Source organism: Haloechinothrix sp. LS1_15 (genome assembly GCF_033042135.1).
Taxonomy (GTDB): Bacteria; Actinomycetota; Actinomycetes; order Mycobacteriales; family Pseudonocardiaceae; genus Haloechinothrix.
Genome location: NZ_WBXM01000003.1, coordinates 130,931 through 152,468 on the forward strand (window position 1 = coordinate 130,931; position 21,538 = coordinate 152,468).

The following is a 21,538-nucleotide window of genomic DNA, read 5'->3' on the forward strand; positions in this document are numbered from 1 at the left end:
CGACCCCGCCCCGCCTTCGACCGCACCCTCCGCACCCGCCGCGGTCGGCCTCCGCTCCTTGCTGCGGGGACGATGCGGCGGGTGTGCCCGTCACCGGCCAGGCAAGCTAGGGTGGCGATGGCTGTGATGTGCATCGCAGCCGTGAACGAGGAGTTGGGGAGTTGCTGACATGACCACGACGGGAGTCTCGGACCGGTCGGGGGTCCGTGCTGCCGGGACACGGGGGGCTTCGGCGAGGAGCCTGGAACAACAACGGGACGAGCTCGTCGAGCAAGCAGCCACGAGCGCCTCGGACATCGCCGAGGTGATCCGGCTGTACTATCGCCACGTCCCGCCGGAGGACATCCTGGGCACCGATCCGGCCACGCTGGTAGGCATGGTGCGCGCGCACCTGCGACTTGCCGGGGAGCGCGTGCTGGGGCGCCCTGTGATCAACGTCATCAACCCCGGTCAGCAGGTGGACGGTTGGTCGTGCGAGACGACCGTGGTGCAGATCGTCACCGACGACATGCCGTACCTCGTCGACTCGGTGGCAGCCGAGCTGGCCCGATCCGGTCTCGACGTGGAGCAGATCGTGCACCCGATCGTAGTCGTCTCGCGGGACGTCTCCGGGGCGTTGATCGAAGTGTTGCCGCACGCCGATGTGGATGAGCCCCCTGAGGGAACCGAGACCGAGTCGTGGATGTGCATCCAGCTCGACCCGCTCGGCGACAGCGAGCGCACCAGCGAGCTGGAAAACCGCCTCGACTCGGTCATCAGCGACGTTCGGGAGGTGGTCGAGGACACCGAGCGGATGTCGGCCACCGTGCTCGAGCTCGCGGAGGAGCTGGAGGTCAGCCCGCCGCCGCTGGCCGAGGCAGAGGTCTCGGACGGTTCGGCGCTGCTGCGGTGGCTGGTGGACGGCCACTTCACCTTCCTGGGATACCGGCGATACGAAGTGGTCGAGGACCCGGAGGGCTCGGGAAACGAGCCAGCCCTGCGGGCCGCCCTCGCCAGCGGGCTCGGTGTGCTGCGCCGGGACAGCGTCGCGGCACGCAGCCTGACGGCGGGGCCGGACATGGCCGCGACGGCGCTGGCTCCCACACTGCTCGTGCTCACCCCCGCTAGCGCGCCGTCCACAGTGCACCGTCCGGTGCGTCCATATTACATTGGAGTGAAGACCTTCGACTCCGCGGGCCGGGTCACCGGGGAACATCGTTTCCTCGGCATGTTCACCACCTCGGCGCTGCACGCCGACGTGCTGGACATTCCGGTGGTGGAGCGGATGGTGCGCGAGGTCATCCGCCGCGCAGGGTTCCCGCTGCAGTCGCATTCCGGCCAGCGCATGCTCGAGGTGCTGCAGGAGTGGCCCCGCGCCGAACTGTTCTCCACCGACCTCGAATCCCTGTACACCATGGCCACCGGCGCGATCACGCTGGCCGACCGGAGGCGGTTGCGGCTGTTCCTCCGCAGGGATCCCTACCACCGGTTCTACTCCTGCCTGGTGTTCGTGCCCCGCGACCGGTACTCCACCCGGTCCCGAACGGCGATGCAGGACGTGCTGCTCGATGAGTTGGGTGGCTCCGAGATCGAGTTCTCCACTCGCCTCGGTGAGACCGTGCTCGCCCAGGTGCACTTCACCGTCTACACCGAACAGCCGGGCGCGGAGGAGCCCGATACCGTCCGCATCCAGGAACGCCTCAACGAGGCAGTGCGCGGCTGGGAGGATCGGCTCGTCGAGGCCTTGCTGCAGCAGCGACGCGACAGCGGTGGCTTCCAGCCGCACGCCGAGGAGACCGCCACTGAACAGGCGCAGCGATTCGCAGCCAGGCTACCCGAGGCCTACAAGGAGGACTTCTCAGCCGCCGACGGACTCGCCGACCTGCAACTGCTCGACGGTCTGTCCGAGCAGCGCGATGTCACCATGCGGTTCTACGTACCCGACGGTGGAGCCCCCGGTGACAGCCGGTTCAAGATCTACCTGGCCGGGGAAGGAGTGACGCTGTCCGCCCTGCTGCCGATGCTGCAGACGATGGGGGTCGAGGTCATCGACCAGCGTCCGTACGAGATCGAGGGAACGTCCGGCGGACGGTGCTGGATCTACGACTTCGGCCTGCGGATCGACTCAACCGTGCACGACGCCGTGCTTGCTGAAGAGGAGCTGGGGGGCCTGCGGGATCGCTTCCAGGAGGCGTTCGCTGCCGCCTGGCACGGCGACGCGGAGATCGACGGTTTCAACGGCCTGGTGCTGTGGGCCGGCCTGACGTGGCGCCAGGTGGCGGTGCTCCGTGCCTACGCCCGCTACCTGCGGCAGGCCGGGACGCCGTACTCGCAGACGTACATCGAGGACGCGTTGCTCAGCCACAGTGCGATCGCCGCCGCGCTGGTCGCGCTGTTCGAGACGAAGTTCGACCCGCGTTCGGACCCGGAAGAGCGGGCCGGTGAGGTGGAACGGCAGCAACGTGACATCGGCTCCATGATCGACGCGGTCACCAGTCTCGACGAGGATCGAATCCTCCGAGGGCTGCTCACCGTGATCACCGCGACGCTGCGGACGAACTACTACGTCACCGGCGCCGATGGCGCGCCCTGCCCGTACCTGTCGGTCAAGCTTGAGCCGCAGGCCGTGCCGGAGTTGCCCGAGCCGCGGCCGCAGTACGAGATCTACGTGTACTCGCCGCGTACCGAGGGGGTGCACCTGCGCTTCGGCGCGGTCGCCAGGGGTGGCATCCGATGGTCCGACCGGCGGGAGGATTTTCGCACCGAGGTTCTCGGCCTGGTCAAGGCACAGGCGGTGAAGAACGCCGTGATCGTCCCGGTGGGCGCCAAGGGCGGGTTCATCGTCAAGAACCCGCCCGCGCCGACAGGGGACCGGGAGCATGACCGCCGGGCGCACCACGACGAGGGAGTGGCCTGCTACCGGATGTTCATCTCCGGTTTGCTGGAGCTCACCGACAACCTCGACGCGGGCGCCATCGTGCCGCCGCGTGACGTGGTGCGCTACGACGACGACGATCATTACCTCGTGGTCGCCGCGGATAAGGGCACGGCCACGTTCTCCGATATCGCCAACGACGTCTCAGCCGCCTACGGCTTCTGGCTCGGTGATGCCTTCGCCTCAGGGGGATCCGCTGGTTACGACCACAAGGCGATGGGGATCACCGCCAAGGGCGCATGGGAGTCGGTCAAGCGGCACTTCCGGGAACTCGGGGTGGACACCCAGCGCGAGGAGTTCACCGTGGTGGGCATCGGTGACATGAGCGGGGACGTCTTCGGCAACGGCATGCTGCTGTCCGAACACATCCGGCTGGTCGCCGCCTTCAACCACCTGCACATCTTCATCGACCCCGAGCCCGATGCGGCATGGTCGTTCCGGGAACGGCAGCGCCTGTTCGAGCTTCCCCGATCGAGCTGGGAGGATTACGACCGCTCGCTGATCAGTACCGGCGGTGGGGTGTTCTCCCGTGACGCGAAGTCGATCGCGATTACCCCGCAGATGCGGGTGACGCTCGGGCTCGGCGACGAGGTGACGCAGCTGACACCGACGGAGCTGATCCGCGCGATCCTGTGCGCCCCGGTGGGATTGCTGTTCAACGGTGGCATCGGCACCTACGTGAAGGCCTCGTCGGAGTCGCACGCCGACGCCGACGACAAGTCCAACGACGCGGTACGGGTCGACGGTGTCGACCTGCGGGCCGAGGTCGTCGGCGAGGGCGGCAACCTCGGGCTCACCCAGCGTGGTCGGATCGAGTTCGCGCGCAACGGCGGCAAGATCAACACGGATGCCCTGGACAACTCCGCCGGTGTGGATACCTCCGACCACGAGGTGAACTACAAGATCCTGCTGGAACAGATCATCACCGCGGGTAAACTGGCGCGCTCCGAGCGGGACACGCTGCTGGAATCCATGACTAGCGACGTCGCCGAGCTCGTGCTGGCGAACAACTACCGTCAGAACAAGGTACTGGGTGTCAGCAGGCGGCACGCCGTCCCGATGGTGTCGGTACACCAGCGGCAGGTCAGCTTCCTGGAAGCGCACGCGGGACTCGACAGGGAGCTGGAGGTACTGCCCAGCCACGAGGAGTTCAAGGAGCTGGAGAAAGCAGGAGAAGGGCTGTCGTCGCCGGAACTGGCCAGCCTGCTCGCGCACGTCAAGCTCCAACTCGAGGACGAGCTGCTCGCCAGCGAGCTGCCGGATTTGGAGGTGTTCCAGCGGCGGCTGCCCGGCTACTTCCCTCCCGCGCTGCGCAGCCGCTTCGGCGAGGAGATCCATGCCCACCCCCTCAACCGCGCCATCGTGACCACGCTGCTGGTGAACGAGGTCGTCGATGGGGCGGGGTTGAGCTACGCCTTCCGGTTGCACGAGGAGATGCATGCCACGTCGACCGACGCGGTGCGTGCGTTCGCGGTGGTGACGGCCGTGTACGAACTTCCGGCGCTGTGGCGGCGCATCGACGAGCTGGACAACGTCGTCGCAACCGAGGTCGCCGACGACATGATGCTGGAGACTCGCCGGTTGCTGGACCGTGCCTCGCGGTGGTGGCTGTCCAACCGGCCGCAGCCGCTGGCCGTCGGATCGGAGATCGACCGTTTCGCGGGCACCGTCGGCAGGCTGGCGCCGCAAGTGCGACGTTTCCTCCGAGGCGCGCAGGCCGATGCCGTTAGCGTCGAGTACGAGCGATTGCGCGCGCAGGGTGTGCCGGAGGATGTGGCCGACCGGGTGTCGGTATTGCTGGAGATCTACGGCCTGCTGGATATCACCGAGGTCGCCGAGCTCGCGGAGCAGGAGACCGGTGTCAGCCGGGAACGCAGCCCCGAGGAGACGGCCGAACTGTACTACGCGCTGTCCGACCATCTCCAGGTGAACGCGCTGCTGACTTCGGTGAGCGCGCTGGAACGGGGGAATCGTTGGCACGCGCTGGCGCGGTTGGCGCTGCGCGACGACATCTACTACTCGCTCCGCGCCATCACTCTGGACGCGCTGCGGCACAGTAACCCCGGCGATCCGGTGGACGACAAGATCGAGCAGTGGGAGACGGTGAACGCCTCCCGGCTCGCGCGTGCCCGCGTCGCGCTCGACGAGATCAACCGCGCGGGCGGACTCGACCTGGCGACGCTGTCCGTCGCCGCTCGCCAGATGCGTAGCATGTCCGGGTAGACCCCGAGTGACCGGGCGGGCCGAGCCGGGTGCTGGGGCCCCGGCAGGTCCCGAATCCTGTGCAGGCATGCTCGACACGAGGTGCCTGTGCCCTCGACACGAGGTGCCTGTGCCCTCGACACGGGGTGTCCGATCGCTCGACACGGCCACGCGTACGGTTGATTGTGTGACGAAGCTACGAGTTCCGGACGAGGCCGAGCGGGAGAGCCTCGGCGCGTTCGCCGCGCGGCTGGTGCGCCTGGACGACCAGTCCGTGGTGCGTCTGCGCGAGCGCGGCAACGGCGTGGTGGACGCGTGGGCGAAGACGCCGTTCGAGGTGCTGGCTACGCGTAGCGTCACCGGCGAGGTGGAACCGGGTGATCTCACCGTGTCGGGCAACGAACTGCTCGCCGCCCTGGCTGTCGCGGGTGGCGAGCTGATGAATCCCGGCAAGCCGCAGGACCTGATGTGGCGTTCGGAACTGCCACCCACCGGCGGGTTCGAACCGGTCGACGACGTTCCCGTGCGAGTGGTCAGCGAAGTCACCGACCGGGGCCTCGAGGTGGCGCGCGAGAATCTGGGACCGAAGGGGACCCCGCCTGCCTCGCTGCTCGACCAGCAGGTGCTTACCGTGACCGGCGAGGAGCGCGAGCTGACGATCCCGCTCCGGTGCCTGTTCGCGTTGGCCGGTATGGGTTTCACCGGCCCGGACGACGACCATGTCCGGGTCAGTGCCAGCGACGGCTGGCTGCGGATCGACGCCCGCTACGGCGCCGTTCTGCGGCAGCGGCGGGCGCGACTGCCGCTGGTGTTCTGACGCCGCCGCCCCGTCGCGACCGTGCGCCTGCCACTCACCGCAGCCATGCGGCCGCGTCGGCGGGGAGCATCCCTTCCGCCACGTCGGCGCTGGACAGCAACACCTCACCGGCGGGGAGCTGCACCGGGGCGCCGCTGGCGTTGAGCACGCACACCAGGCCGCAGGAGCGGCGGAAGGCCAGGCATCCCGGGGGCGCCGTCGACCATTCGAGCTCGCCGTCCACGCCGGCCAGCAGCTCTCGTCGCAGGTCGATAGCGGAACGGTACAGCGACAAGATCGAGCCCGGATCCTCCAATTGGGCAGCTACCGTGAGCTCGTCCCAGTCCTTCGGCATCGGCAACCAGGTGGTCTCGCTGCCGGAGAACTCGTACGGCGGGGCCTCGCCTTCCCACGGGATGGGAACCCGGGCTCTGTCGCGCCCCGGGTGTCCCGGGCGGGTACGTGCCATCGGGTCGGTGACCACCTCGTCCGGAATCTCCGCATCGGGCAGGCCGAGTTCCTCGCCGTTGTACACGTACACCGCGCCGGGTAGTGCCAGCTCCACCAGTGCCATGGCGCGCGCCCTGCGCAGCCCGACCTCGCCGCCGCCGTAGCGGCTCACCTGGCGCGGGAGATCGTGATTGGTCAGTGTCCAGGTGGGAAGCGTCCCAGCGCGGGCGGCGACCGTCATCGCCTGGTGCACCGCGGTCCGGATCGACTCGGCGTCGAACCGCGCCAACGCCAACCGGAAGTCGAACGCCTGGTGCAGCTCGCCGGGGGCCAGGTACCGGGCGAATCGCTCCTCCTCGAAGGCCCAGACCTCGCCGACAGCCATCCGTCCCGGGTACTCGTCCAGTACGCCACGGATACGCCGGTGCACCTCGTGCACCCCGTCGTTGTCGAACCGTGGGTCGAAGAAACGGCTCGCGTCGGAGGACTCCGCGGCGCGAGGGTCCATGTCGACCAGCTCGGCCGGCTTGGCGATACCGTGCGCGACGTCGATGCGGAAGCCGTCCACCCCGCGATCCAGCCAGAACCGCATGGTCCGCTCGAAGTCGGCTCGCACCTCGGCGTTCTCCCAGTTCAGGTCGGGTTGCTCCGGGGCGAAAAGATGGAGATACCACTGGCTGGGCATGGTGCCGCCGCCGTCGTCGATCCTCGTCCATGCGGGGCCGCCGAAGGCGCTGAGCCAGTTGTTCGGTGGCTGGTGCCCACCGGGTCCGCTGCCCGGCCGGAAGATGTAGCGGTCGCGCTCAGCGCTGCCTGGACCGGCAGCACAGGCCTGTACGAACCACTCGTGCTGGTCACTGGTGTGGTTCGGTACGAGGTCGAGCAGGACCCGGATGCCGTGCGCGTGCGCGTCGGCGATGAGCGCATCGAAGGCCTCGAGATCGCCGAACATCGGGTCCACCGAACGCGGGTCGGCCACATCGTAGCCGCCGTCGGCCATCGGCGAGGCATAGAACGGGGTCAGCCACAGCGCATCGACCCCGAGCAGCTCCAGGTAACCCAACCGGGAACGCACACCTTCGAGGTCACCGTTGCCGTCTCCGTTCGAATCGGCGAACGAGCGGACGTACACCACGTACACCACGGCGTCCCGCCACCATGTGTGGTGCTCCTGCTCCTCACCGGAATAGTGAGACCCCTGCTCGCCGGACTCCACAACGCCGGGACGGTTACTTCGCACCCCTCGTCGCATGACCAACTATCCTGCCATCTCCCCGACACGGCGGGACACGACGGGAGTGTCGCTGGCTCACACCCAGCTGTTCATCAGGCTGTGAGCGGCCATTTCCAGGTAGTCCCACAGCTGTTGTCGGTACGGCTCGGGCAGTTCGGCCTCGTCCACAGCCACGCGCATGGCACGCAGCCACGCGTCGCGTTCGATCGGCCCGATGGAGAACGGCGCGTGCCGCATGCGCAGCCGGGGATGGCCGCGTTGCTCCGAATAGGTTCGCGGCCCACCCCAGTACTGTATGAGGAAGAGACGCAGATGCTCTTCGGCAGGCCCCAGGTCGTCCGGGTAGAGGGGGCGCAGGACCTCGTCCTCGGCGACCTCCTGGTAGAAGCGGGAGACGATCCTGCGGAATGTCGGTTCGCCGCCGATGGCCTCGTAGAGGGTCGCCGGTTGCTGCTCCGGTTGCGCTGTGCTCACATCTCCATCCTGACGTATCGCTCGCGCCTGTCGCGAACCCCGCGGCTCACGGGTTGTTGCCGCCGAAGATGCGGGGCATGGGCCGCTCGAAGCCCGCCTCGGCCAGCGCCGTGGTGATCCTGCCGTGCAGCGCGCGCTGCACCATCCACTGGCTTCCCGGCTTGACCTTGACGGTGAGGCGTAGCTGGATGTACTCGGGCGTCATCGCCGTGACGCCCAGCACCTCCGGGGCCTCTAGCACCTCGGCCCGCACCGGATCCTCGCCGGTGACCTGCTGTGCGACGGTGGCGAGCAGCTCGCTGGCGCCGTCGATGTTGGAGTTGTAGGCGAGGGGAACGTTCACGACGGCGACCGCGTAGCTCTGGCTGTAGTTGCCGACTCGCATGATCTCGCCGTTGCGGACGTACCAGACGGTGCCGTTGATGTCGCGCAGCGTCGTCACCCGGAGCCCGACCGTCTCCACCGTCCCCTCTGCCTCGCCGGCGTCGATGTAGTCCCCGACGCCGTACTGATCCTCGACCATCATGAAGATTCCGGAGAGGAAGTCGCGGACCAGGTTCTGCGCACCGAAACCGACCGCGACGCCGACCACACCGGCCGAGGCGAGGATCGGGCCGAGATTGATGCCGAGCTCGCTCAACACCAGCATGGCCGCGATCAGGAACACCACGAACGAAGTGATCGACTTCAGGACCGATCCGATGGTGGCCGCGCGCTGACGGCGGCGCTCGGCCAGCGTGTCGGAGTTCAGCACCGAGCTCCGCTCGCGGAGCGACCGCAACAGCGCGGGCGACTTGCTCTCCCCGTTCGGCGGGGGAGTGGTGACCTTGCCGATGACCCGATGCAGCGCGAAGCGGATGAGGAAGGCGATGCCGAGGATGAGCAGGATCTTGAGCGGTTTGGCGATCAGCCAGTCCGCCGAGGCGGCCAACCAGTCATGGCCGGTGAGCTCGTAGACGTTCGCGCACCAGGTGCCCCGTTCCTCTGCGCAAGCCGGTTGTTCGAGAAATGCGTTCACGATCGGTGCGTCCTTGATCGTCGTCGGCTAACGTGGTCGCTGAATCGAATGTGCGTGATGCGTCTCTCAGTAGACGTGCTATTGAGGGACCAGGCGTGGTCGACTATGCCTGCGCCGGTGGAGGTGGTCGAGTGCGGGAGCGAGAACCAGTCCCGATAGGCGACCCCGTTCCGCACCGGAACGGGGACGGATCGGTTCGGCGGCAGGACGCGCCGTTGGCAAGGAAGTCCTCGAAGACTTCGAGGTCGTCACCGAAATCGCTGCGCCGCGGTGTACGGCGAGCGCGCGAGTCGGACGGGGCCGACGATGGTTCGCCACCCACATGGGGCCGGAGCCGGGTACTGCTGCTTAATGCCAGCTTCGAACCGCTGACCGCGCTCCCGCTGAAGCGAGCCGTCGTGCTGGTGGTCTGCGGTAAGGCCGAGATCGTGCACAACGATCCGGCCGGTCTGGTGCTGCATTCGGCGCGTACGGCGATCCCCGTTCCCTCCGTGATCAGGCTGAGTACGTACGTGCGTGTACCTTACCGTGCGCACGTACCGCTGACACGCGCGGGAATCATGCATCGGGACCGGTTCCGCTGCGCGTATTGCGGAAGCAAGGCCTCGACTATCGACCACGTGGTGCCCCGGAGCAGGGGAGGGGGCCATTCCTGGCACAACTGTGTGGCGAGCTGCTCGAAGTGCAACCACCGCAAGGCCGACCGGTTGCTCGGCGAGCTCGGCTGGACATTACGTACCGTCCCGCACACGCCTCATGGGCAACACTGGCGGCTGCTCGCCCAGGTCAACGACAGGGACGCGGACTGGCGTCCTTACTTGGGCGCGCCGGCTGCCTAGCGGCTGCTCGCCAGCGGCTTCGCTGCGGCGCGACAGCACGGGGGTTGGCAACACTGGGTAACGCTGTGTGCCCGTGTCGGGCACTCGCGACCGCACCACACCGCCGAAATCGGGGTGACCTGTCACACCCCGGGTCTCAGCGGTGTGGGCGGCGTGGAGCGTGGTGCGGCGACAGGACCGCAGGGGTGGGCAACGGCACGGCATGCACGGCCGGTGCCGTGGACAAGGGAGGCATGGTCAGCTCGCGGTGACGCGGGTGCCTGCGGTGACCCGGGTGCCTCGGGTGACGCGGGTGCCTGCGGTGACCCGGGTGCCACGGGTGACCCGGGTGCCTCGGGTGACGCGGGTGCCTCGGGTGACGCGGGTGCCTGCGGTGACCCGGGTGCCACGGGTGACCCGGGTGCCTGCGGTGACCCGGGTGCCACGGGTGACGCGGGTGCCTGCGGTGACCCGGGTGCCACGGGTGACGCGGGTGCCTGCGGTGACCCGGGTGCCACGGGTGACCCGGGTTCCGCAGGTGACGCGGGTGCCACGGGTGACCCGGGTTCCGCAGGTGACGCGGGTGCCACGGTGGCCGGTCGAGGCGAGGTCGTCGATGATTACCGGAGCTTCGGTCATAGTCTGCATGTCGTGTCCTTGTGATCGCTGATTGCTGCGTGTACATGGCAAGGATCGGAGTGAAATCTGCAACCCCCGTCCAGGTGAAAAGTTACGAGGGATGTGCGGGCCGAACAAGGTGCGAGCGATGAGTGCGGGGATCTCTACGGTCAGTTGCCAACGTTCGCGCTACGTTCTTGGGCTCATCGTTGGAGAGGGGTCCGCGACAGTCGGCGGACGGTCTTTGTAGCGCGACGACCGGTCCCTGCCCGCCCGGCGTCGCCTGTGCGGCGGGCGGATCGGATACCCTCAGATTGTGTTCGATCTCGAAACGATCTTGTACCTCGTCGTCATTCCCGGCGCCATCTACGCGCTCATCACGTTGGTGACGCTGCGGTCGAAACTGGTGTCGGCACCGCGGTACCGTCCTGGTCAGGAATGGAACTACCCGCCGGTGTGGTGGACAGCGAACTCGGAAGGGGTCGGTAGGCCCGTCGCGGGCGTGGGATCCGGCGGCAGGTCCGGAGAGCCGACGCGGCAAGGGAAGACACGTGAACGGGGAGGTGCCCGTGGCACTTGGTGAGCTGACCAGACCGACGGAGGCCGGCGGCGAAGCCGAACGCGAATCGGGAGCCGCGGTTACGGCGAGCGGGCGTGTCTCCGTGGCGCGTGAGTACGAGCCCGCTGCTCCAACTGGACCATTCAGGCCGTCCCAGTTGGCCCGTATCGACGAGGCACTGACCCTGTCGAGTCGGGAGACCGGTCTGGACTTCAGCGTGTATCTCGGCGAGCTCGGCGAGGACAGCCGGGCGGGCGCGGAACGGCTGTTCGACCGTATCGGCGAGCGCGAGCCGTTCTCGGTGCTCATCGCGATCTCCCCCGGTGAGCGTGTGCTGGAGATCGTCACCGGTGAGGTCGCCATGCACCGCATCCCCGAGCGCGGCCTGAAGCTCGCGGTGATGAGCATGGTCGCCGCCTTCAAGGAAGGTGATCTCAGCGGCGGTATCGTCACCGGCCTCCGGATGCTCGCCGACCAAGCCGGATCCGCGCCCTCCCGCTGACCCCCTCTCACCAGCCCGGGAGCGGGTTTGGTGGTGAGCCGAAGGGCCCCTCCGGTGCATATTCGGTACCCGAGGAGTCCTTCGGCTCACACCTGCGGCGGGGTTCAGTCGCCGCTCTGGTCGAACTCGCGGGCGGCGAGTGCCCGTACGATGCCTGCACGGCCTTCCGAGACCAGCCTCCGCAGCGCGGGCGGGTGATCCTCCGCTAGCCAGGCGTCGGCGAGCTCGACGCTGCGCCGGTCCACCGACCACGACGGGTACATCCCCACCGCGATCGGTTGGGCACGCTCGCTGGAGCGGCGGTGCCACACGGGGCCGATCTCCGCGAAGTAGCGGGCGGCGTAATCGCTCAGCAGGGACTTCTGCGACGGATGCGCGAATCCCGCGATGATCGCGTCGTTGATGGCGTTCGGTAACTCGTCGTCGTGCACCGCCCGTTCCCAGGCGCGTTCCTTGGCTTCCCGCGTGGGGCGCAGCGCCATCGCCCGCTCGTAATGCCGCCTGCCGGTCGAGGTGTTGTCCCTTTCCAGCTCCGCCTCGATCTCAGTCTCGCGCGCCGCGCCGTGCGCCACCAATGCCTGCAGCAGCCGCCACCGCAGGTCGGTGTCCACCGTGAGACCGTCGAGCGGCCGGGCGCCCTCCAGCAGGCCCGCCAGCATCGAAAGGGATTCCTCGTCGAGGACGGAGCTGGTCAACGCGTTGACGAACGCCAACTGGTGGTCGGAGCCGGGTTCGGCGTCGCGGGCGAGCTCGCGCAGCCGGGCGGTGAACGCAGGCCAGCCGCGTTCGGCGGCCCAGGTGGGATCGGCGTACGAGCCCAGTGCCGTTTGTGCCTGCATCAGCACCCGCTGCACCACGCCGATCTCCTCGCCAGCACCCATGCCGCGCGTCACCAGCGTCACGAAGTCCCGTGCCTTCAGCTCGGCCTCACGCGTCATCTCCCACGCCGCCGACCAGCACAGTGTGCGCGGTAGCGGCTCTGCGATGTCGGCGATCCGGTCGATCACCGTCACCAACGAGTCGGGATCCAGCCGCATGGTGCAGTAGGTAAGGTCGTCGTCGTTGACCAGCAGGAGCTTGCCGCGCGGGACACCGATCAGGTCGCCGACCTCGGTACGTTCCCCGGAGACGTCCAGCTCCACACGGTGGGTCCGCACCAGTGATCCCGAACCGTCGTCGTCGTAGACGCCAACGGCGAGTCGGTGGGTGCGCAGCTCCCCGCCGCCCGGCTGGGCGCCGCCCTGCAGCAGCGCGAACTGGCTGAAGCGATCCTGCTCGTCGACCGTGAACGCGGGTCGGATCGTGTTGAGCCCGGTGGTCTCCAGCCACTGCGCGCTCCACCACGACAGGTCCCGTCCCGAGGCTTCCTCCAACGCGGCGAGCAGGTCGTCGAGGGTGGCGTTATCCCAGGCGTGCTTGTCGAAGTACACCTTCAGCCCGGAGAGGAAGTTACTCAGCCCCACGTAGGCCACCAGCTGCTTGAGTACGCTCGCGCCCTTCGCATAGGTGATGCCGTCGAAATTCACCTCCACTGCCTGCAAGTCGACCATGTCGGCGGCGATGGGGTGGGTGGACGGCAGCTGGTCCTGCCGGTAGGCCCAGGACTTCTCGATGTTGGCGAAGCTGGTCCAGGCGTGCCGATACTCGGTGGCCTCGGCCTGGGCGAGGACGCTGGCGAAGGTGGCGAAGGACTCGTTGAGCCACAGGTCGTCCCACCAGCGCATGGTCACCAGGTCGCCGAACCACATATGGGCCATCTCGTGCAGCAGTGTTTCGCAGCGGCGCTCGTAGGCGTACCGGGTGACCCGTGAGCGGAACACGTAGTCCTCGAGAAACGTCACCGCGCCTGCGTTCTCCATGGCTCCCGCGTTGAACTCGGGCACGAACAGCTGGTCGTACTTCGCGAACGGGTAGGCCACCCCGAAGTTCTCGTGGTAGAAGTCGAAGCCTTGTTTCGTCTCGGCGAACAGCCGTTCGGCGTCCATGTGCTCGGCGAGCGAGGCGCGGCAGTAGAGCCCTAGCGGGATCCGGATCGTCCGGCCGTGGCCACCCTGCTCGCTCTGCGCGTCAGGCTCGGCACCGGGAAGCGTGCCGGTGTAGGTGTCGCGCCACTCGGCGTACGGACCCGCGATCAGCGCGACAAGGTAGGTCGAGATGCGTTCCGACTCGGCGAAGGTGGTGCGCACGGCCCCGGAAGCGGTGTCGGCGGTCGCGGCGACCGGGGCGTTCGAGATCACCCGCCAGTCACGGGGTGCGGTGACCGCCAACCGGAACACCGACTTCAGGTCGGGTTGGTCGAAGCAGGCGAACATACGCTTGGCATCGGCCGTCTCGAACTGGGTGTACAGGTAGACGTTGTCGTCGACGGGATCGACGAACCGGTGCAGCCCTTCGCCCGTGTTCATGTACCGGCACTCGGCGTGCACCGTGAGCTCGTTGTAGTCGGCGAGGTCGGGCAGCGTGATGCCCCGGTCCTCGGCATAGTTGGAAACGTCGAGCTCGACCCCGTTGAGCGTGGCAGCGTGCACCCGCGCGGCAACGATCTCCACCCAGGAGCTGCTGCCCGGTTCGGTGGCGGTGAACGAGATCGTGGTCCGGGAGTCGAACGTGTCGACGCCCGGCGCGCCGCCGCCGTCGGTCAGGTCGAGCTCGATGTCGTAAGAGACGACATCGAGCAGGTGGGCACGTTGCCTGGCTTGGTCGCGGGTCAGGTTCGGAGCAGCCACAAGCACCTCGGTAGGTCGACGATCGGGATCACATGGCCCCGAACGGGGGCAATCGAATCCAATCATGAAGCGCCCGCACGTGCAGCAACCCGTGCGCATCCGCTCCCGGCTGGCCCATCGCCTCGACCCGAGACAGCCCGGAACATCCTGCGGGCGTGCGGTGTTGCCCCAGATGGAACCCGACCGGATCCCGACGATCTCAGGGAGTTCGTATGACAGCTGCGCCCACCGGCAACCAGCCCACGCGGGTCGATTTCTACTTCGATCCGGCCTGCCCGTTCGCGTGGATCACCTCGCGCTGGATCCTCGAGGTGGAGCGGCACCGAGACATCGACCTGCAGTTCCGGGTGATGAGCCTGGCGGTGCTCAACGAGGGACGCGACGTATCTGACGACTATCGCGCGCTGCTGGACAGGGCGTGGGGGCCCGTGCGGGTGGCCGTGGCCGCGGCCGAGCACGGTGGGCAGGAGGTACTGCGCGATCTCTACACGGCGATGGGAACGCGTATCCACAACGGTGGTATGAGCGATTTCGACACCGTCATCGCCGAGTCGCTCGCCGAGGTCGGGCTGCCCGACGAGCTGGCCAAGGCGGCCGGGAGCACCGAGTACGACGAGCGGCTGCGGGCCAGCCACCACGAGGGCATGGATCCGGTCGGTATGGACGTGGGCACCCCGACCATCCACATCGACAGTGTCGCGTTCTTCGGCCCGGTGCTGAGCTCGATCCCGCGCGGCGAGGAGGCGGTGCGGATGTTCGACGGGGCGCGGCTTCTCGCGGGCTACCCGGACTTCTTCGAGCTCAAGCGGACCCGCAGTGGCGAGTTGCGGTTCGACTGACCCGCTGCGGCGGCCTCGCCGGTTCACCTTCATCGCTGACCGGCGGTACCGCGGTGTGCCAGGGTGGTACCCGAACCGCGATGTGGCGGTACAGCAACGAGCCAGCGATGCGAGGAGGCCTGCGTGACGGCGTCAGCGACGATTCGAGCCGCACACTTCATCGACGGGCGGGCGCGTGACGGTGACGGCGCGTCCATCGACGTGCTCAACCCGGCGACCGAGCAGCCACTCGGGTCGGTTCCCGCCGGCTCGCGCGCCGACGCGGAAGAGGCCGTCGCCGCCGCGCGCAGGGCTTTCGGCGAGTGGGCGGCCCGCCCAGCCGCGGAGCGCGCCGAGATCGTGCGGCGGATCGCCGAGGGCATCACCGCGCGGCGTGACAGCCTCGCCGAGGTGATCACCGCGGACGTCGGCGCGCCCATCACCTTCGCCACGAAGGTGCAGGCCAGCCTTCCCGCGGCGACCTCGAAGGCGGTGGCGGACCTGGTCACCTCCGGTGAGTTCGCCTTTACCGAGGAGATCGGCAACTCGCTGGTGGAGCGTGAACCCGTCGGGGTGGTCGCGGCCATCACACCGTGGAACTACCCGATGCACCAGATCATGGCCAAACTGGCGCCCGCCCTCGTCACGGGCTGCACGGTCGTGCTCAAGCCGAGCGAGGTCGCGCCGCTGTGCACCGACCAGCTGGTCGAGGTGCTCACCGAGGCGGGCGTGCCCCCGGGGGTGGTCAACATCGTGCACGGTACCGGCGACGAGGTCGGTGCCGCGCTGGCCGCGCACGCCGATGTGGACATGGTGTCGTTCACCGGCTCCACGCGCGGTGGCCGTGCCGTCTCGGCCGCCGCGGCGGATACGGTCAAGCGGGTCACCCTGGAGCTGGGAGGGAAGTCGGCGAACGTGATCCTCGGCGACGCCGATCTGACCAAGGCGGTCAAGCTGGGTGTGGCCAACGCCTTCCTCAACGGTGGGCAGAGCTGTAACGCCTGGACCAGGATGCTGGTCCCACGGTCACAGCACGACGATGCCGTGACCCTGGCCTGCGAGGCAGCGGCTAAGTACCAGCCTGCCGATCCCGCCGACGAAGGGACCCGGCTCGGCCCGATGGTCTCCGAGCTGCAGCGGGACACCGTGGTCGGCTACATCCGCTCGGGAGTCGAGGCAGGTGCGCGGCTGGCCTACGGCGGCCCGGAGAAGCCGGACGGTCACGACACCGGCTACTTCGTGCGCCCGACGGTGTTCGCCGACGTGACCCCGGAGATGACCATCGCCAAGGACGAGATCTTCGGCCCGGTGTTGTCCGTAATGCCCTATGACGACACCGGAGGCACCGACGACGACGCGGTCCGCATCGCCAACGGCACCGTGTACGGGCTGGCCGGTGCGGTGTTCTCCGCCTCGGACGAGCGTGCCTTGTCGGTCGCGCGCCGGATGCGGACCGGCCAGGTGGACATCAACGGGGCATCGTTCAACCCGAAGGCCCCCTTCGGCGGTTACAAGCAGTCGGGCAACGGGCGCGAGTTCGGCAGCTACGGCATCGAGGAGTTCTGCGAGATCAAGTCGATCCAGCGTTGACGTGACGCGGTAGCCGCGGCGGGTCACCGGGGGCGGCGTACGGCATCGTCGAGCGGCACCGACGTGCCAGGCGCGGCGATCCTCACGCTGGTGTCCCTGCCCGCCGCGGCGACCTCGGCCGCGAACTCCTGGGGAGGGTCGACCAGCAGCCTGCGCATCCGGCTCCCTGGCGGCCCCGGCATGCGCGCCAGTCCGGTGAACGCCAGTGTGCCCCAGTGCACCGGGACCGCAACGCTGGGGCGGAGCAGGCCCACCGCTTCGGAAGCGCAGGCCGGATCCAGGTGTCCCTCCCCGAGGGACCAGCCCCAGCCCCACACCGGCAGGAGCGCGACGTCCACCGGCGCCAGCGAGGCCATCTCGGGAAAGAGTCCGGTGTCGCCCGCGACATAAACCCGTATGCCGCCAGATTCGAGCAGATGCCCGAGTGCGGGGGACTGCGGGCCGTGGGTCAGCCGGGGTCCCCAGCGGTGGCCCGAGTGGTGGGCCGGGGTGGCGGTGATGCACAGGTTGCCCTCGGTGATCCGCTCGCCGACGTCGATCTCCTCTACCAGCGGGAAGCCCTTCCTGCGCAGCCACGGTCCGGCCCCGCGGGGAACGACGATGCGGGTGTCGCTGCCGACCAGCCGCAGCGAGGGCAGGTGCAGGTGATCGGCGTGCAGATGGGAGATCAGCACGATATCCACCCCTGACCAGTCCTGTTCGCTGGGCGGTTGGGCGACCCTGGTCAGCGGTCCCACGCGCGGCGTGAGTACCGGGTCGGTGAGCACGACGGCGCCACCGAGCTCCAGCCGTACCGTGGAGTGACCGATGAAACGCATCGTGGGGTGGCTCACTCTTCGAGTATTACGCGCCGGAGGCCTCTCGAACCACCCACGCGCGTTGCCGTTCGACGAACGCTCGGTCAACAGGATCTCCGTGACCGGGGACCACCACGGCAGGACCGAGCGCCAGGATGGTCTCCAGTGCCGCGGGCCACTCGTCTGGCCAGGAGTCCTCGCCCACCGATGGCGGGGCGCCCTGCTCGACCAGGTCCCCCGCGAAGACCACTCCGGTGTCCGGCACATGCACGATCACGTCGTGGTCGGTGTGCCCGCGTCCAGGGTGGATCAGCGTGACGGTGCGCTGTCCGAGGTCGAGCTCGGTCGCGCCGGTCAGCAGTCGGCTCGGCAGCACGGTTGCGGCGGCTTCGAGGGCGGCGGCCGCTGCTGGCCTGCCCTGGTCGCGGTAGTGCGCCGCCCAGCGTTCCCGTTGCGGTCGATCGGTCGCGGCGATCGCGCCGGGGCACCGGGCGTGTGCCCATACCGGGCACGGTGCGAATGCCGCGGTACCGAGGAAGTGGTCGAAGTGGGCGTGAGTGATCACCACCTGCCACGGCAGACCCGTCACCTCCCGCACCGCGGCGGCGAACTCGTAGCCGTGATGCTCGTCACGGCCGGTGTCCACGACCAGGCAAGCCCGAGTCCCCGTCACCAGCCCCAGCGTCTGGTCCAGCTCGGCGTAACGGCGGACCAGCACCCCGTCGGCGATCCGCAACCAAGTTCCCGCGTCGGCGTCCACCCCCGCCATTCTGCCGTGGCGGGGGTGGACACGGGTGCGGGTAGCCGGATGGCAGACTCTGGAACGTGCGTGTCTATCTCGGAGCCGACCACGCGGGGTTCGAACTGAAGAACCATCTGGTCGCACACCTGGCAGGGCAGGGCCATGACGTTGTCGACGTCGGCCCGTACAGCTACGACCCGGCCGATGACTACCCGCCGTTCTGCATCGAGACCGCACGGCGCGTTGTCGCCGACGAGGGCAGCGTGGGTGTGGTGATCGGTGGTTCCGGCAACGGGGAGCAGATCGCGGCGAACAAGGTCGCGGGCGCGCGGGCGGCGTTGGCCTGGAGCCCGGAAACGGCGCGACTGGCGCGGCAACACAACCATGCGCAGCTGATCGGCATCGGCGCGCGGATGCACACCACTGAGGAGGCGACCGGGATCGTTGCCGAGTTCCTGGCGACCCCGGTCGACCCCGACGAGCGGCACACCCGGCGGGTGGAGCAGCTGCTGGCCTACGAGCGCACAGGGGAGGCGCCCGCGCTGCCTGCGAGTGGGTAGCCGGGTAGGCACGGCGTATGCCGGAAGGTCACACGCTGCACCGCCTCGCCGAGTTGCATCATCGCCGTTACGCCCGCCACCGCGTCGCTGTCTCGAGTCCGCAGGGTCGCTTCGCCACCGGGGCCTCCGTTGTGGATGGTGCCGTGTTCACAGGCGCGGAGGCGTACGGAAAGCACCTGTTCCACCACTACGGCGCGGCGGGTACCGTGCACATCCATCTCGGGCTGTACGGCAAGTTTGCCGAGGCCCCGTTGCCGGTGGAACCGCCCGTCGGCAAGGTACGCATGCGCGTGGTGGGGCCCACCCACTGGACCGACCTGCGCGGCCCCACCCGGTGCGAGCTGATCACCGAGCCCGAACGCGACGTGCTGGTGAGCAAGCTCGGACCGGACCCGCTGCGGCCCGACGCCGATCCGGAGCGGGCCTGGGACCGCGTCTCCCGCTCGCGTGCGCCGCTGGCGGTGCTGCTCATGGACCAGTCCGTGATCGCGGGAGTCGGTAACGTCTATCGGGCCGAGCTGCTGTTCCGGCACGGCATCGACCCGGCGACGCCGGGCGAACGGCTCGACAGGGACACCTGGCAGGCGCTGTGGACCGACCTGGCCGAGCTGATGGCCTACGGCGTGACGACCGGCCGGATCGACACCGTGCGGGACGAGCACGCACCCGAGGCGACCGGTCGCGCGCCGCGCCGTGACCGGCACGGCGGCGAGGTCTACGTCTACCGGCGTGCCGGGCAGCCGTGCTACGTCTGCGGCACCGCGATCGCGCTGCGCGCGCTGGCCTCACGCAAGCTGTACTGGTGCCCGCGCTGCCAGGCCTGCCACGCTGGTCCGGCTGATCAGGTGGGGTGAACGGGGCGCGGCGTCAGAAGCCCATGTCGCCGAGGCCCATGTCGCCGCCGCCGAGGCCCGCGTCATCGCCACCCAGGTCACCGCCCATGTCGCCTGCCTCGCCGGACTCGAGCGCGTCCTCCTGGCCCGCGTCGTAGCCCGATTCCCACGCCTGGGCGCTGGGCACCCCGGCCATGCCGGAGAACATGGTGCTGAACAGCAGCACCGAACCCATACCCCAGGCCCCTGCCACGAGCGCCGGGCGCCACCAGGGTTCGCTGTACCACCCCTCGGGGACAGGACGTCCGGCCACGCGGCCGCCCGGGTAGTAGTGCGGGGTTTCGGCGCCGGGCTCCGGGGAAGCCTGGTATCGGTGTCCCGACACCGTCACGTCGCGGTGCTCGGTCACCGCACCCGCGCGGGCCCGCTCCGCCTCGTCCGGCAGTGCCGGTCCGGGGTCCATCCCCATGGCCTTGCGTGCCGCCCGCACGTAGTACAGCCCTTCCATCGCGGTATCGGTCACCAGCCTGGCCTGCCGGACCGTTCGCGCCTGCTCGAGCTGCGAGCCCGCGGCGGTGTAGCGCTCGGCAGCGTCGCTGATGGCTTGCTGGGACGCTACGTCGGTGCCGGTCAGGGAGAGCACCTGGCCGCCGAGGCGCTCCATCCACCGCCGCGCCTCGGCCTTGGCGTCTTCCAGCTCTTGCTGTCGACGGCTGGCTTGCTGCCCGGAGAAGTAGATCCAGGCGACGACAAGCGCGGCACCGACGATGAGGACGATGAGTAGCTCGGTCATGGTTACGTTCCCCGCTCGTGCTGCCTCGGTACTGGCTGCCGTTGCCCGTGTCGCCATGCTACCGGGCTCGCGGGCACGTACCGCCGGTACGGCGCATGGGGTGGTCGTGGCGCGGGCTGCGGTGCGGGGCTGTACGGTTTGAGGTTATGCCGAGGTTCCGGCGCAGGAAGCGTGACGGCGTGCCCGTGCGACGGTTCCGCCGAGCGAAGTCGGTGGTGCCCTCGACGATCGCGTCGGTGAACACCATCGTCGCGGTGCGGCTCGCCGAACTGCTGGAGCGGGATCCCGAGTTCCGTGATCAGGCACTTGAGATGGGGGTGATCGATCATCGCTGGCTCGAGGATCCGGGACGGCATCCCATGTCCCGGGTGCCGCCCGTGGCGGTGATGCGTCGGTTCTTGGAACGTTCGGTCGAGCGGCGTCCATCCGCGCTGACCCGGTTGGGACTGAGTGCGCTCCAGGTGCTCGCCGCAGACGGCGAGCTGATCAGGGATGCCGCCGGGCAGGCCCGAGTGACCGTGGTGTTCACCGACCTCGAGGGGTTCACGCGCTATACCTCGACACACGGGGACAGCGCGGCTCGGGAACTGCTGGACGAGCACCACCGGGCGGTCGGGCCGATCGTGCGACGCTGGGGTGGCCGGGTGGTCAAGCGGTTGGGCGACGGGTTGATGCTGACGTTTCCCGACCCTGGCTACGCCGTGCGGGCGGCACTGGAGTTGGTCGATCAGCGGCCGGAAGGGCTCAAGGTCCGCGCAGGGCTACATGCCGGGGAAGCGGTAGTGACCAGGGACGACCTCGTTGGCCACGTGGTCAACATCGCCGCCCGCATCACCGACCTGGCAGCCGGGGGACAGGTGCTGGCCAGTGAAGCGGTGATCACCGAAGCCGGGGAGCTGGACGGGCTCCGGCTGTCCAAGCCGCTTCGCAAGCGCGTCAAGGGAGTCAGCCAGCCGGTCTCGGTACGCGCGGTGCGTCCCGGGACGGCGTGACCCGCGCCCGTGCGCCCCACCACGGGGCGGTGGCTACGGGCAGGCAGCGCGTGCGGGTGCCACGCTGCCTGCCCGCGTCATGGGGTGGGCTCCGACGGGAAT

Annotated in this window: 18 protein-coding genes; 10 read left to right on the top strand and 8 right to left on the bottom strand. The window is 68.8% G+C overall.

The features are described from left to right. The first annotated feature begins 169 nt into the window (after positions 1–169). Both F8178_RS05800 and F8178_RS05805 read left to right on the top strand, forming a co-directional pair. Positions 170–5,137, top strand: a complete 4,968-nt coding sequence (locus F8178_RS05800; RefSeq protein WP_317493620.1) for an NAD-glutamate dehydrogenase — start codon at positions 170–172, stop codon at positions 5,135–5,137. 166 nt (positions 5,138–5,303) lie between these two features. Then, positions 5,304–5,933: a hypothetical protein gene (locus F8178_RS05805; RefSeq protein ID WP_317493621.1), complete on the top strand. Its 630-nt coding sequence runs from the start codon at positions 5,304–5,306 to the stop codon at positions 5,931–5,933. Between the two features lie 34 nt (positions 5,934–5,967). Here the strand turns inward: F8178_RS05805 and F8178_RS05810 are convergent, their stop codons facing one another. The 3 genes from F8178_RS05810 to F8178_RS05820 are packed head-to-tail and all read right to left on the bottom strand — an operon-like array spanning position 5,968 to position 9,088. Next, on the bottom strand, positions 5,968–7,614 hold the full coding sequence (locus tag F8178_RS05810) for a glycoside hydrolase family 13 protein (protein ID WP_317493622.1): 1,647 nt from the start codon (positions 7,612–7,614) through the stop codon (positions 5,968–5,970). Positions 7,615–7,671: 57 nt separating this feature from the next. Continuing rightward, on the bottom strand, positions 7,672–8,070 hold the full coding sequence (locus tag F8178_RS05815) for a globin (protein WP_317493623.1): 399 nt from the start codon (positions 8,068–8,070) through the stop codon (positions 7,672–7,674). A gap of 46 nt (positions 8,071–8,116) precedes the next feature. After that, complete coding sequence (locus F8178_RS05820; RefSeq protein WP_317493624.1) at positions 8,117–9,088, bottom strand: mechanosensitive ion channel family protein; 972 nt, start codon at positions 9,086–9,088, stop codon at positions 8,117–8,119. A 341-nt stretch (positions 9,089–9,429) separates the two neighbouring features. Here F8178_RS05820 and F8178_RS05825 point away from each other — a divergent pair, with 341 nt between their 5' ends. After that, on the top strand, positions 9,430–9,927 hold the full coding sequence (locus F8178_RS05825) for an HNH endonuclease (RefSeq protein ID WP_317493898.1): 498 nt from the start codon (positions 9,430–9,432) through the stop codon (positions 9,925–9,927). A gap of 237 nt (positions 9,928–10,164) precedes the next feature. Here F8178_RS05825 and F8178_RS05830 read toward each other — a convergent pair whose 3' ends face one another. Continuing rightward, positions 10,165–10,554: a hypothetical protein gene (locus F8178_RS05830; protein WP_317493625.1), complete on the bottom strand. Its 390-nt coding sequence runs from the start codon at positions 10,552–10,554 to the stop codon at positions 10,165–10,167. Positions 10,555–10,840: 286 nt separating this feature from the next. Here F8178_RS05830 and F8178_RS05835 point away from each other — a divergent pair, with 286 nt between their 5' ends. Together F8178_RS05835 and F8178_RS05840 are read left to right on the top strand one after the other, a co-directional pair. Then, on the top strand, positions 10,841–11,107 hold the full coding sequence (locus tag F8178_RS05835; protein ID WP_317493626.1) for a hypothetical protein: 267 nt from the start codon (positions 10,841–10,843) through the stop codon (positions 11,105–11,107). Next, positions 11,094–11,585: a DUF5130 family protein gene (locus tag F8178_RS05840; protein ID WP_317493627.1), complete on the top strand. Its 492-nt coding sequence runs from the start codon at positions 11,094–11,096 to the stop codon at positions 11,583–11,585. Before F8178_RS05835 ends, F8178_RS05840 begins: the two co-directional genes overlap by 14 nt. Before the next feature lie 104 nt (positions 11,586–11,689). Here F8178_RS05840 and pepN read toward each other — a convergent pair whose 3' ends face one another. Further along, positions 11,690–14,311: an aminopeptidase N gene (gene pepN / locus F8178_RS05845; protein WP_317493628.1), complete on the bottom strand. Its 2,622-nt coding sequence runs from the start codon at positions 14,309–14,311 to the stop codon at positions 11,690–11,692. 212 nt (positions 14,312–14,523) lie between these two features. On the opposite strand from pepN, the gene F8178_RS05850 reads away from it, so the two are divergent. After that, the gene (locus F8178_RS05850; protein WP_317493629.1) at positions 14,524–15,150 is read left to right on the top strand and encodes a DsbA family protein; all 627 of its coding nucleotides are present in this window, start codon (positions 14,524–14,526) and stop codon (positions 15,148–15,150) included. Between the two features lie 123 nt (positions 15,151–15,273). Continuing rightward, positions 15,274–16,719 carry an aldehyde dehydrogenase family protein gene (locus F8178_RS05855; protein WP_317493630.1) on the top strand — a complete coding sequence of 482 codons (1,446 nt, stop codon included), beginning with the start codon at positions 15,274–15,276 and terminating at the stop codon, positions 16,717–16,719. Positions 16,720–16,742: 23 nt separating this feature from the next. Here F8178_RS05855 and F8178_RS05860 read toward each other — a convergent pair whose 3' ends face one another. Both F8178_RS05860 and F8178_RS05865 read right to left on the bottom strand, forming a co-directional pair. Further along, on the bottom strand, positions 16,743–17,537 hold the full coding sequence (locus tag F8178_RS05860; RefSeq protein ID WP_317493631.1) for an MBL fold metallo-hydrolase: 795 nt from the start codon (positions 17,535–17,537) through the stop codon (positions 16,743–16,745). Between the two features lie 25 nt (positions 17,538–17,562). Beyond that, the gene (locus F8178_RS05865) at positions 17,563–18,276 is read right to left on the bottom strand and encodes an MBL fold metallo-hydrolase (RefSeq protein WP_317493632.1); all 714 of its coding nucleotides are present in this window, start codon (positions 18,274–18,276) and stop codon (positions 17,563–17,565) included. Positions 18,277–18,341: 65 nt separating this feature from the next. On the opposite strand from F8178_RS05865, the gene F8178_RS05870 reads away from it, so the two are divergent. Then, a complete protein-coding gene (locus F8178_RS05870) occupies positions 18,342–18,818 on the top strand; it encodes a ribose-5-phosphate isomerase (RefSeq protein WP_317493633.1) in 477 nt (158 codons plus the stop codon). A gap of 17 nt (positions 18,819–18,835) precedes the next feature. Further along, the gene (locus F8178_RS05875) at positions 18,836–19,672 is read left to right on the top strand and encodes a DNA-formamidopyrimidine glycosylase family protein (RefSeq protein WP_317493634.1); all 837 of its coding nucleotides are present in this window, start codon (positions 18,836–18,838) and stop codon (positions 19,670–19,672) included. A 13-nt stretch (positions 19,673–19,685) separates the two neighbouring features. Here F8178_RS05875 and F8178_RS05880 read toward each other — a convergent pair whose 3' ends face one another. Beyond that, on the bottom strand, positions 19,686–20,444 hold the full coding sequence (locus F8178_RS05880) for a hypothetical protein (RefSeq protein WP_317493635.1): 759 nt from the start codon (positions 20,442–20,444) through the stop codon (positions 19,686–19,688). Positions 20,445–20,590: 146 nt separating this feature from the next. On the opposite strand from F8178_RS05880, the gene F8178_RS05885 reads away from it, so the two are divergent. After that, positions 20,591–21,436, top strand: coding sequence for an adenylate/guanylate cyclase domain-containing protein (locus F8178_RS05885; RefSeq protein WP_317493636.1), 846 nt, complete (start codon positions 20,591–20,593; stop codon positions 21,434–21,436). Positions 21,437–21,538: the final 102 nt, after the last annotated feature.